General features: G+C 74.4%; 10 protein-coding genes. 8 read left to right on the top strand and 2 right to left on the bottom strand.

All coding sequences use genetic code 11. The features are described from left to right. Positions 1 to 155 precede the first annotated feature (155 nt). Together B6R96_RS07030 and B6R96_RS07025 are read left to right on the top strand one after the other, a co-directional pair. Entirely contained in the window at positions 156 to 1,496 is a 1,341-nt protein-coding gene (locus tag B6R96_RS07030; RefSeq protein WP_081521989.1) for a serine hydrolase domain-containing protein, read from the top strand. A gap of 136 nt (positions 1,497 to 1,632) precedes the next feature. Then, entirely contained in the window at positions 1,633 to 2,592 is a 960-nt protein-coding gene (locus B6R96_RS07025) for a virginiamycin B lyase family protein (RefSeq protein ID WP_203351711.1), read from the top strand. 45 nt (positions 2,593 to 2,637) lie between these two features. Here B6R96_RS07025 and B6R96_RS07020 read toward each other — a convergent pair whose 3' ends face one another. Beyond that, entirely contained in the window at positions 2,638 to 3,264 is a 627-nt protein-coding gene (locus tag B6R96_RS07020; protein ID WP_030385263.1) for a DedA family protein, read from the bottom strand. Beyond that, positions 3,261 to 4,037 carry an MBL fold metallo-hydrolase gene (locus B6R96_RS07015; protein ID WP_081521987.1) on the bottom strand — a complete coding sequence of 259 codons (777 nt, stop codon included), beginning with the start codon at positions 4,035 to 4,037 and terminating at the stop codon, positions 3,261 to 3,263. The genes B6R96_RS07020 and B6R96_RS07015 overlap by 4 nt, the downstream gene beginning before the upstream one ends. A 119-nt stretch (positions 4,038 to 4,156) precedes the next feature. On the opposite strand from B6R96_RS07015, the gene B6R96_RS07010 reads away from it, so the two are divergent. The 6 genes from B6R96_RS07010 (at position 4,157) to B6R96_RS06985 (ending at position 11,884) form a co-directional block, all read left to right on the top strand. After that, positions 4,157 to 4,561, top strand: a complete 405-nt coding sequence (locus tag B6R96_RS07010; protein WP_053701387.1) for a hypothetical protein — start codon at positions 4,157 to 4,159, stop codon at positions 4,559 to 4,561. Positions 4,562 to 4,741: 180 nt separating this feature from the next. Next, a complete protein-coding gene (locus tag B6R96_RS07005; RefSeq protein WP_081521986.1) occupies positions 4,742 to 6,973 on the top strand; it encodes a phage holin family protein in 2,232 nt (743 codons plus the stop codon). Between the two features lie 75 nt (positions 6,974 to 7,048). Continuing rightward, positions 7,049 to 8,434 (top strand): amino acid permease, encoded by a 1,386-nt coding sequence (locus B6R96_RS07000; RefSeq protein WP_081521985.1) that lies wholly within the window; start codon positions 7,049 to 7,051, stop codon positions 8,432 to 8,434. Between the two features lie 42 nt (positions 8,435 to 8,476). Further along, positions 8,477 to 8,917 carry an SRPBCC family protein gene (locus B6R96_RS06995; protein WP_081521984.1) on the top strand — a complete coding sequence of 147 codons (441 nt, stop codon included), beginning with the start codon at positions 8,477 to 8,479 and terminating at the stop codon, positions 8,915 to 8,917. A gap of 112 nt (positions 8,918 to 9,029) precedes the next feature. After that, a complete protein-coding gene (locus tag B6R96_RS06990; protein WP_030385257.1) occupies positions 9,030 to 10,091 on the top strand; it encodes an ATP-binding protein in 1,062 nt (353 codons plus the stop codon). Further along, on the top strand, positions 10,088 to 11,884 hold the full coding sequence (locus tag B6R96_RS06985) for a vWA domain-containing protein (RefSeq protein ID WP_081521983.1): 1,797 nt from the start codon (positions 10,088 to 10,090) through the stop codon (positions 11,882 to 11,884). Before B6R96_RS06990 ends, B6R96_RS06985 begins: the two co-directional genes overlap by 4 nt.

The following is an 11,884-nucleotide window of genomic DNA, read 5'->3' as shown; positions in this document are numbered from 1 at the left end:
CAAGACCCTATGAACTCAAGCGCACTTGAGGTCCAGCCCCTGGCCGAAACCCCTCCCGGTCCGGACCGGATCCGCAGGGTGTGAGGAGGGGCCCCTGGTAAAATCGGAGGGTTCCAGCCGCGTCGGGGGCCGAGCGCAACGGTCGTGATGCGCGTATGCAGACCTCCCGGACGAATCACCGCCGCACCAGCACCAGCACCGGCAGCCGTACCCGTACCCCGGCCCTGCTGGCGCCCTGCGTGGCGCTCCTGATCGCGGGCGGCGCCCTTCCCGCCGCGTCACCCGCCCCGGCCCTCCCGGATCCGCCGGGCACACCCACGGCGACGGCGAGCGCCCCCGCCGCCGATCCTGGTTCCGCGGCGCTGAAGCCCATCGATCCGGCCGCCTTCCAGGCCTCCGTCGAACGCGCCGCGAAGACGCTCATGGTGCCCGGTGCGATGGTGCTGCTCCGTACGCCGCAGGGCACCTACCGAGCCGTCGTCGGCACCACCGAGCGGGGCGGGGTCCGGCCGCCGGACGCGCAGGACCACTTCCGGAGCGCCTCCAACACCAAGACCATGACCTCGGCGCTGATCATGCTCCTCGCCCAGGACGGCAGGCTCCGCCTGAGCGACCCGGTGTCCAAGTACGTCGCGGACGTGCCGAACGGCGCGAACATCACAGTCGCCGACCTGCTGAGGATGCGCAGCGGGCTCTACAACTACACGTCCGCGCCGGAACTCGCCGCCGCCCTGGACGCCGACCCCGGCAGGGCCTACACCCCGCAGGACGTCCTGGCCATCGCCTTCCGCCGACCGCCGAACTTCGCACCCGACGCGGACTACGAGTACTCCAACACCAATTACGCCCTGCTCGGCCTCGTTGCCGAGAAGGCCGGCGGCCGCCCGCTCGCCCAGCAGTTCCGCGACCGGCTGCTCAGCCCGCTGGGCCTCGCCGGGACCTCACTCCCCGGCATCCACGACCGGTCGCTCGCCGAGCCCTACGCACACGGCTACATGTACGGCGGCACCTCCTACGCCCTGGTGGACGAGCCGTACCCGGCCGCCCTGCGCGAGGCGGCCGAGTCGGGGAAGCTCGCACCCCTCGACTACACCCACCAGAACCCCTCCTACGCCACCGCCGCCGGCGGGGTCGTCTCCACCGCGCAGGACCTGGCCACCTGGATCCGGGCGCTGGTGACGGGCAAGGTCCTGGACCCCGCGAGCCAGCGCCAGTGGCTCGACAGCCCGCAGGCCGAGGACCCGGCCGCGCCCGACGGCCAGAAGTACGGCTACGGCATCGCGTACCAGAGTTTCGGCCCGAAAGCGGCCATGTACTACCACGGCGGTGAACTCCCGGGCTTCAACTCCTTCATCGGCCACGACCCGGTCAACGACGTGACGCTCGTCGTCTGGACGAACCTGACCCTGTCGCCCGACGGCCGCACCACCGCCCAGGCCCTCCTGCCCACCCTCTTCAACCAGATCTACACCGGCCTCGACCTCCCCACCGTCTGAATCCCGCCCGGCATTGGAGTGGCCGGAGCACGCCCGGGTGGCGTGGCTCCCGCACCGGCGCGCGGCTCTTCCTAGGGTCGGCGGGGGTACGGCACCGGGCCGACCGTCCAGATCTGGTGGGTGAGTCGTGGAACGCATGACGGCCGAGTCGCGAACGATCGATCTCCCGGCCGGCGCCGCCCGTCGGGCCGCCGCCCGGCGGTGGACCCGGCGGCTGGCCGCGGCCGCGGGGCTGCTGCTGCTCTGCGCGCTCCCGACGGGCGCGGCGGGAGCCGCGCAGCCCGGTGGCGTACGGTCGCCCGCGGGCCCGCCGCTGTACGTGTCCGACTACGGCAACAACCGGGTGGTCGCCCTGCCCCTGGACGGCGGCGAGCAGAGCACCGTCCCCCTCGACGGACTGGTGCGCCCGACCGGCATGGCCTGGGACGCCGCGGGCCGCCTCCTCGTCTCCGACACCGGCAACAACCGGGTGGTCGTCCTGCCCCCGGACGGCGGGGGGCAGTCCGTCGTTCCCACGGTCGACCTGTCCCGCCCGCTGGGGCTCGCCGTCGACCCGGCCGGGAACCTCTACATCGCCGACAGCTTCAACGACCGGATCGTGCGGGTGGCCGCCGGCGGCGGGGCCCAGACGACCGTCCCCACCACCGGACTGCTGCACCCCTGGGGCCTCGCATGGGCGCCCGGCGGGGACCTGTACGTGTCCGACTTCGTCAACGACCGCGTCGTGCGGGTCGCCGTCGACGGCAGCGGCCAGACCACCGTGCCCACCATCGGCCTCTCCCAGCCGACCGGGCTGGCCGTGAACGCCGCAGGTGACCTCTACATCGCCGACAGCGGCAACAACCGGGTGGTGAAGGTGGCCGCGGGCGGCGGAGCGCAGACCACCGTGCCCACCACCGGGCTGAACTCGCCGCTGGGCCTCGCGCTCGACGGATCCGGCAACCTCTACGTGGCCGATGGCTTCAACAACCGGGTGGTGCGCGTCCGGGAGACGGGCGGCGGGCAGGTCACGCTCTCCTTCACCGGCCTCAACACCCCGACGGGCCTCTCGTTCCCGCCGGTTACCGCACGGCCGGGGCACGGCGAGGACCGGTAGGAGCGGCGGCCGGCGGGGGCCGGCGGCAGGCAGCGGGCGGCGGGGTCACGGCTTCGGCCGCACGCGGCGCCACAGCGCAGGGCCCGCGCTGATCGCGAGAGCCAGCCCGACCGCCAGCGCCACGCCCTTCCACGGCTCCGAGAAGAGGGTGCCGCCCAGGATCCCGATCAGGCCGTACGTCGCCGCCCACGCCAGGCACGCCGGGGCGTCGCCGCGGGCGAACCGGCGCAGCGGCATCCGCGCCAGCAGACAGGCCAGCATCACCGGGATCCGGCCCGCCGGGACCAGCCGCGAGAGGACCAGGACCAGCACCCCGTGTTCGTCCAGCCTCGTCTGCGCCTGCTCCAGCCGCTCCGGCGTGGCCCGCCCGCGCAGGGCCTCCAGCCAGCGCGAACCGCCCTTCGAACGCACCCCGCGGTGCCCCAGCCAGTAGAGCGCCATGTCCCCGGTGAAGGCCGCCAGCGCCGACACCCCGAACACCAGCAACACCCCGTAGGGCGACTGGTGGTGGAACGCCACCACCGCCGCCGAACTCACCAGCGCCCCCGTCGGGATGACGGGCACCAGCGCGCCCAGCGCCACCAGCAGGAACAGCGCCGGGTAGCCCACCGCCTGCTGGGTGCTCTCCGGTGGTACCTGGCCGGCCGCCGCCGCGAGCTCGCGCCACGTCACGGCAGCCGCACCCGCTCGCCGTGCCGCGGCACCCGCACGGTCACCTTCGGCGCCAGCTGCCGTGCGAGCCGCTCGAACTCCTCGCCCGGCGCGTGGAATTCGTGCGGCCGCACCGCGTCCATCCCCAGCGGCCAGTACGTCCCGTAGTGGACCGGGACCGCCGCCGCGGGCGCCAGCCGCGCCAGCGCCTGCGCCGCCCGGCCCGCGTCCAGGTGCCCCGGGCCCAGGTACGGACCCCAGCCGCCCACCGGCAGCAGGGCCACGTCCACCGGTCCGACCTCCTCGGCCATCGTGTCGAACAGCCCGGTGTCCCCGGCGAAGTAGGTCCGCTCCGCGCCCTGCACCACGTACCCGAGCGCCGGGCACAGGTGCGGCCCGAACGGCAGCCGCCGTCCCTCGTGCCGCGCGGGGACCGCCCGGACCCGTACGCCGTCCCGTACGGCGACCTCCTCGCCCGCGGCCAGTTCCGTCACCGCGAGCCCGCGCAGCCCGGCGACCCGCGCCAGACCCGGCAGTGCCCGCCGTGCCCCGCGGGGCACCAGCAGCCGGGTGCCGGGCGCGAGCCGCGCCAGCGACGGCAGATGCAGATGGTCGGCGTGCAGGTGCGAGACCAGCACCGCGTCGGCGACCGCGGCCTCGGGCGGGGGCACCGCACCGCGCCGCCGCCGCAGGTGCGCGAGCCGTCGCGCGAACAGCGGGTCCGTCAGCAGCCTGACCCCGGAGTCCTCGACGGTGCACGTGGCATGACCCCACCAGGTGAGCTCCACCGGCACCCGGCCCTCCCTCCCTCGCACCTCGTTCCCGAGCCTAGACTCTGCCCCCTGCGGCCGCTCGGAACCGGATCCCGCAGCCCCCTCCTCTCCGGCGGCGGATCGGAGTAGGGTCCGGCGGCATGGAAGAGTTGCGGGTGGCCGCGATCACCAGCCTGGCCCCGCTCGAAGACCTGGACGCCGACCCCTTCGCGGTGGACACCCGCAGCCAGCACGCCATGTGCGTGCGCTGGGCCGCCGACCGCGGCTACGTCGTGACGAGGCAGCTGCTGGTCTACGGGCTGCGCGCCGACCACTGCGGGCTCTGGTCCGACATCGACACCGGGCAGGTCGACCTCTTCGTCGCCGCCAACGACCGGGTACTGGCCCGCGCGCTGAGCTCCGTGGAGGAGTTCACCGCCGAGTGCGAGCGGCGCGGCGTACGGCTGGAGACCGCCGGGGCCGAGGAGCCCCTGTACACGTCCGCGATGAAGGCCGAGGTGCACCGCCGGCTGTCCATGCCGACCGCCGGCTACGACGGCACCTGACGCCACCCGGCCCGGCGCGGCCCGACTCGACCCGATCCGACCCGGCCCGCGCCGCCGTGTTCCCGACTTCCCGACGGCCCCTCCCCGTACTCCTGTGCGCCGTCCGCCCCGCCCGACCGGGCGCGCCGCGCTGTGCGAGCCTGGAAGGCGGACGGCACGGGGCTCGCGGGAGGTGGCGGCGTGGGGCGAGGACGGTGGCGGACCGCGGGCAGTGCCCTGGTCCGGGTGCTGCTGGTCTGGGCGGTGTCCACACTCACGATGCTCGTGCTGGCCGGGATCCTGCCCGACTTCCGCCTCCAGTCCGACGACGGCGACAGCCTCACGCAGATCGGGCTGACCGCCGCCTGGGCGGCCGGTGCCTTCGGCCTGCTGAGCGCGCTGGTCTGGCCGCTGGTGGTCCGGGCCCTGCTGCTGGTGCCCGCCCTGGTGCTCGGGCTGCTCGTCTTCTTCCTCAACGGCTCGCTCCTGCTGATAGCGCTCGGGCTGATCCCGGACGGGCGCAGCGAAGTGGCCCCCGAGACCGCCGTGGTCGTCGCCGCCGTGATGTCCGCGGTGGCGTCGGCCACCTCCACCGCACTCGCCGTGCGCGACGACGAGGCGTACCGGCGCAGGCTCTACCGGCTCGCCGACCGGCGCCGCCGCAGGCAGGGCGGGGCGGGCACGCCCCGCGGCGCCGAGGCCCCGCCGGGCCTGCTCCTGCTCCAGCTGGACGGGGTGGGGTACGAGGTGCTGCGCCACGCGTGCGCGGACGCCCTGATGCCGACGGTGGCCGGGTGGCTGGAGCACGGCCACCGCGCGCGGCCTTGGCGCACGGACTGGTCGAGCCAGACCGGTGCCAGCCAGCTCGGCATCCTGCACGGCTCCAACTTCGACGTGCCCGCCTTCCGCTGGTACGAGAAGCACACCGGCGAGGTGATGGTCTGCAACCGGCCGACCAGCGCCGCCGAGCTCCAGCGCCGGGCCATCGAGCGCACCGGGGACGGCGGGCTGCTCACGCTGGACGGGGCGAGCCGGGGCAACCTGTTCAGCGGCGGCGCCGACCAACTGGCGCTGGTGCTCTCGGTCTCGGCCCGGCGCGGGCGGGCGAACCGGTCGCGTGCGGGCTACTTCGCGTACTTCTCCGATCCGGCCAACGCCGTCCGCACGGCCGTGTCCTTCGTGGCCGAGGTGGTCCGCGAGGTGTGCCAGTCCGTGCGGGCACGGATCCGCGGGGACCGGCCGAGGGTCTCGCGCGGCGGGCTGTACCCGCTGATCAGGGCCTTCGCGACGGTGGTGGAGCGGGACGTGGTCGTCGCGGCGGTGATCGGCGACGTGCTCGCCGGACGCTCCGCGATCTACGCCGACCTGGTGGCCTACGACGAGGTCGCGCACCACTCGGGACCGCGCGGCCGGGACACCGACCGGGTGCTGGAGCGGCTGGACCGGAGCATCGCGCTGATCGCCCGGGTCGCCGAGCACGCGCCGCGCCGGTACCGGATCGTGCTGCTCTCCGACCACGGCCAGAGCCCGGGGGAGACCTTCCTCGGCCGGTACGGGCTGACCCTGAAGGACCTGGTCCGGGCGGGCTGCGGGCTCCCGGTCTCCCGCCGGGCCGGCCGCACCCGCAGCGGGGCCGAGGCGCGGGCCGCCGTGCTCGCGGCGCTCCACCGGCCGGTCGAGGAGGACGAGGAGGCCCACCCCGGGCGGGGCTCCGAACCGGTGGTGCTGGCCTCGGGCAACCTCGGCCTGATCTCCTTCCCGGGCATCCCGGGCCGGGCTTCGCGGGCGCGCATCGAGCGTGCGCACCCCGCCCTGCTGACGACCCTGGCGAACCATCCGGGTGTGGGATTCCTGCTGGTGGACGGGGTGGTGCTGGGCCGGGACGGGGCTGTGGCCCGGCTGGACGTCCCGGGGGAGGCGGAGGCGCTGCTGGCCCCCTTCGGCCCGGGCGCGGCGGAGGCCGTCCGCCGGACCGACGCCTTCCCGCACGTGGCCGACGTCATGGTGAACTCGGCGTACGACCCGCGGACGGGCGCGGTGCACGCCTTCGAGGAGCAGATCGGCTCGCACGGCGGGCTGGGCGGGGACCAGGGGCGTCCGTTCCTGATGTGGCCCACGGAGCTCTCGGACCCGGACTCCGGCCTGCACCCCGGCCTGGACCAAGGCCTGCACCCGGACCAGGGTCCGGCCCCCGCCTCGGATCCCGACCCGGACCTCCGGCAGGTGCGGGAGCTCGTCGGGGCCGAGGCGGTGCACGCCGTGCTGCGGCGCTGGCTGCGGGAGGCGGACGGGCCGCAGGTGCCGGTGGCCCCGCCGGTGGGCGGCGCGGCGGCGGAGCCCGCGGGGCGGCCGGTGGAGGAACCCCCGCCCGGGAGCGGAAATAGCGGAAGCTTTCCTTCCGCAGGGGTGCCCGCACGGGACGAAATCCGCTGATTTTGTGCCGTCTTCGCGGTGGTCAACCATGGGTTGACCTGCCCAGCATGTGAGACACCCCGAGGCGCACCACCGATGACCAGCACCGCAACCCTGCCCGCCGCGATCTCCGCACCCCCCGAGCAGGGCCGGGACCGGCACGCGCGCCGCTTCGGCCTGCCCGTCGCGACCTGCCTGGTCATGGGCAACATCATCGGCGGCGGAATCTTCCTGCTCCCCGCCTCGGTGGCGCCCTTCGGCACCATCAGCCTCGTCGCCTTCGCCGTCCTCACGCTCGGCGCGATCGCCCTCGCCCTGGTCTTCGGCCGGCTCGCCGAGCGGCACCCGCAGACCGGCGGCCCCTACGTCTACGCCCGCGCCGCGTTCGGCGACTTCGCAGGCTTCCTCGCGGCCTGGAGCTACTGGATCACCGCCTGGGTCTCGAACGCGGCCCTCGCCGTCGCGGCCGTCGGCTACCTCACGGTGCTGTTCCCCGCCGCGGGCGAGCACAAGTGGTCCATGTGCCTGGCCGCCCTCGCCGTCCAGTGGCTCCCGGCCCTCTCCAACCTGGCGGGCACCCGCTACGTCGGCGCGGTCCAGGTCGTCGCCACCGTCCTCAAGTTCGCCCCGCTGCTCCTGGTGGCCGTCGGCGGGCTGTTCTTCTTCGACCCCGCCAACCTCGGCCCCTTCCGGGCCACCGACCAGAGCGCGGCCGGCGCCGTCTCCGCCTCCGCGGCGATCCTGCTGTTCAGCTACCTCGGCGTCGAGTCCGCCACCGTCAGCGCCGGCGAGGTCCGCGACCCCGCCCGCAACGTCGGCCGGGCCACCGTCCTCGGCACCGTGGGCGCCGCCACCGTGTACCTGCTCGGTACCGTCGCCGTCTTCGGCCTGGTCGCCCACGACCGGCTGGTCTCCTCCACCGCCCCGTTCACCGACGCCGTCAACGCCATGTTCGGCGGCACCTGGGGCGGCACCGTGGTCGCCTGCGCCGCCGTGATCTCGATGCTCGGCGCCCTCAACGGCTGGACCCTGCTCAGCGCGCAGACCCCGTACGCGGCCGCCAAGGACGGGCTCTTCCCGAAGGTCTTCGAGACCAAGAAGCGCGGCGTACCCGTCGTCGGCGTGATCGTCACCGTTGCCCTGGCCTCCGCCCTGACCGTCTACAACTACACGGCCGGCGCCCAGGGCGTCTTCGAGAGCCTGGTGCTCATCACCACCTTCACGGCGACCGTCCCCTACCTGCTCGCCACCGCCGCCCAGATCTACTTCCTCCTCTCCGGGCAGCGCGACCGGGTCCACCCGGCGCGCCTGGCGCGCGACGGCGTCCTGGCCGCCCTCGCCTTCGGCTTCTCGATGTGGCTGGTCGCCGGCTCCGGCTACGCGGCCGTCTACCAGGGCGTGCTGTTCCTCTTCGCAGGCGTCCTCGTGTACGCCGCGATGTCCGCCAGGAAGCACCGCGCCGCCGTCTCCCCGGCGGAGTAGCGTGGGAGACGGGGCCGGCCAGGGGGGCGCCGAGGGAGCGCCATGCCCGCGATGAGGAAGAGCATCGACATCGACCGCAGGCCCGAAGAGGTCTACGCGTACCTGACGGACCCGACCCACCTGCCGGAGTGGCAGGACAGTGCCGTCTCCGCCGTCCCGATCGGCGACCTCCCCGTCCACGTCGGTTCGAGGATCCTCGTCACCCGGCAGATCGGCCGCCGGAGGGTCCCCACGACCATGGAGTTCGTGGAGCTCGACCCGCCGAGGAGCTGGCACGTGCACGGCGTCGACGGGCCCGTACGGCCCGACGTGCGCGGCACCGTGGAACCCCTCGACGGCGGTGCCCGCTCCCGCCTCACCCTGGACGTCGACCTCGAGGGCCACGGTCTGGGCCGGGCACTGGTGCCCCTCGTCGCCAGGCCCATGGTCCGCAAGGAGCTGCCGCGGGGCGAGGAGAAGCTCAAGCACCTCCTCGAAGCCTGACCCCCGGCGGGCCGGGAGCGCGGCGGGGCGAAAACCGGATGCCCCGGGCCGTGCGGTGCGGCAACACTGGCCGCACCACACCTTCCGCTCCACCCCGAGGACATCCACGCCCGTGCAGGCTGCCGTCACCGTCACCCCCGCCCAGATCCCCGAACTGCTGCTCGGCCTCGCCACCGTCCGGCCCGTGTTCCTCTGGGGGGCTCCGGGCATCGGAAAGTCCTCGCTCGTACGGAAGTTCGCCGATTCGCTGGGCCTGGAGTGCGTCAGCCTCCTCGGCACGCAGCTCGCCCCCGAGGACCTGATCGGCGTACCGCAGATCCGTGACGGCCGGTCCGTCTTCTGCCCGCCGGAGGCCATCGCCCGGGACGAGCCGTACTGCCTCTTCCTCGACGAGCTCAACGCCGCGGGCCCGGACGTCCAGAAGGCCTTCTACTCGCTGATCCTCGACCGCCGGATCGGCTCGTACGAGCTGCCCGCGGGCTCCATCGTCATCGGGGCCGGCAACCGCGCCACCGACAACGCGCTGGCCCGGCCGATCGCCTCCGCGCTCGTCAACCGCCTCACCCACGTCCACCTCCAGGCGTCCGCTCAGGACTGGCTGGTCTGGGCCGGCGAGCACGGCATCCACCCCTGGGTGACCGACTACCTCACCGACCGCCCCGACCACCTCTGGTCGCAGCCGCCCAAGACGGAGGAGCCCTTCTCCACGCCGCGTTCCTGGCACATGCTCTCCGACGCCCTGCACTCCTTCGGGCCGGACCTGGACGAGCAGACCCTGAAGGTGATCGCGCACGGCACCCTGACGCCGGCGCACGCCGTCTCCTTCTGCGGGTACGCCAAGATCGTCCGCCACACCTTCGGTATCGAGGCGATCATCAAGGGCGACGCCTCCTGGCCCGCCCGTCCCGCCGACCGCGACCTGCTGTACTACCTCGCCGAGGCCTTCCGCGGGCGCCTCGTCAAGGAACTCCCGGCCCGCAAGGAACACGTCTCGCCCGCCGTCCGCCAGACCGCCTACCGGGCCAAGTCCCTGCTCGTCCAGCTCGCCGAGATATCCGTGGAGGTGGCCCAGACCGTCATCGCCGACGACGCCGACGGGCTGCCCGTGCTGCCCGCCTGGTTCCTCATCGAAGCCGCCCGCGACATGCCGCGCCTGGTCGAGGCGCGCCGGTGAGGCGCCGCTCGGGGAGTCCGGGCAAGCAGGCCGCGCAGGACCCGGCCACCCTCGCCTACGAGGCCGGCCGGGCCGCGATCCGCGCGAACCCGGCCCTGCACGCCGTCAGCGCCACCCACTGCCGCGACGCCCGGTGCCCGGCCTGCAACGCCGCCGGGCTCGCCGTCGTCACCTCCAGCGGAGTGATCCACGCCCACCCCACCCGCCGCGCGGACCCCGCCGAGTGGGCCTGGGCGCTGGCCCACTGCATGCTCCACCTGGGGTTCGGCCACGTACCGGCCGCCAAGGGGCCGGTCCGGCCGCAGCCGGATCCCGCCGACCTCGCCGCCCGCTGCGTCGTCGTCAACCGCTTCCTCCAGACCTTCCCCGTCGGCCGCGCCCCCGACCGCCTGCCCGAGCACTATCCGGGCGGCGACGAGGAGCAGCTCGCCGGCGCCTGGCGGCAGGGCGGCGTCCCGCCCGCCTACCAGGACTGCGGTACGGGCCCGGCCGGGGCGGCGGACCAGCTGCTGGACGTGTGGACGCACTGGCAGCCGGTCCCGGACTGGCAGACCGGCTTCGCCCACGCCCTCACCCGGTCCGTGTCCGTCACCATGGACCGCGCCGCGGGCCGCGAGGGCCACACACAGCAGCCGTGGGAGCGCGCCCTGAACTGGTTCGTCTCCGCGTACCCGCTGCTCGGCGGCCTCGCCAGCGGCCTGCGGATCGTCGCCGATGCAGAGCTCGCCCGCGCGCAGGGCATCGACGTCGCCGCCGTCAGCGCGAGGGCCGGAGAGATCTACGTCAACCCGCTGCGCACCTTCGCGGACGAGGAGTGGCGGTTCATCCTGGCCCACGAGATGCTGCACGCCGCGCTGCGCCACGGCGAGCGCTGCGGCGCCCGCGACCCCTACCTGCACAACGTGGCCGCCGACTACGTGGTCAACGGCTGGCTCGTCGAGATGGGGGTCGGCGAGATGCCCGAAGGGCTGCTGTACGACCCGGAGCTGAAGGACCTCTCCGTCGAGGAGGTCTACGACCGGATCACCTGCGACCTGCGCCGGATGCGCCGCCTCGCCACCCTGCGCGGCAAGGGCCGCGGGGACATCCTGGGCGAGCCGCTGCCCCACCCGGGGAGCGGACCGTACACCGACCTGGACGAGTTCTACCGCCGCGGCCTGGTCCAGGGCTTCGACCTGCACGCGTACGGGGAGCGCGGCCTGCTGCCCGCCGGGCTGATCGAGGAGATCCGGGCCCTGTCCCACCCGCCCGTGCCGTGGGACGCCCGGCTCGCCCGCTGGTTCGACGAGTACGTGCCGCGCCCGCAGGCCGTACGGAGCTTCGCGCGCCCGGCGCGCCGGCAGGCCTCCACCCCGGACATCCCGCGGGCGGGCCGCTGGTTCCCGCCCGAGGAGGTCGCCCGCTGCACCTTCGGGGTGGTGCTCGACACCTCGGGGTCGATGAACCGCGAGCTGCTCGGCAAGGCGCTGGGCGCCATCGCCTCGTACGCTCAGGCCCGCGACGTACCCGCGGCCCGCGTCGTCTTCTGCGACGCGGCGCCGTACGACGCGGGCTATCTGCCGCCCACCGAGATCGCGGGCCGGGTACGGGTCCACGGGCGCGGCGGGACCGTGCTGCAGCCGGGCATCGACCTGCTCCAGCGGGCGGAGGACTTCCCGCCCGGAGCCCCGGTGCTGGTGATCACGGACGGGTGGACCGACACCCTGCGGATCCGGCGCGAGCACGCCTTCCTGATCCCACAGGGTGCCTCCCTGCCGTTCACACCCAAGGGGCCGGTCTTCCGACTGGCCTGA

This window comes from Streptomyces sp. Sge12, from assembly GCF_002080455.1.
In the GTDB taxonomy this organism is placed as follows: Bacteria; Actinomycetota; Actinomycetes; order Streptomycetales; family Streptomycetaceae; genus Streptomyces.
This window is presented reverse-complemented; position numbering and strand designations above follow the sequence as displayed.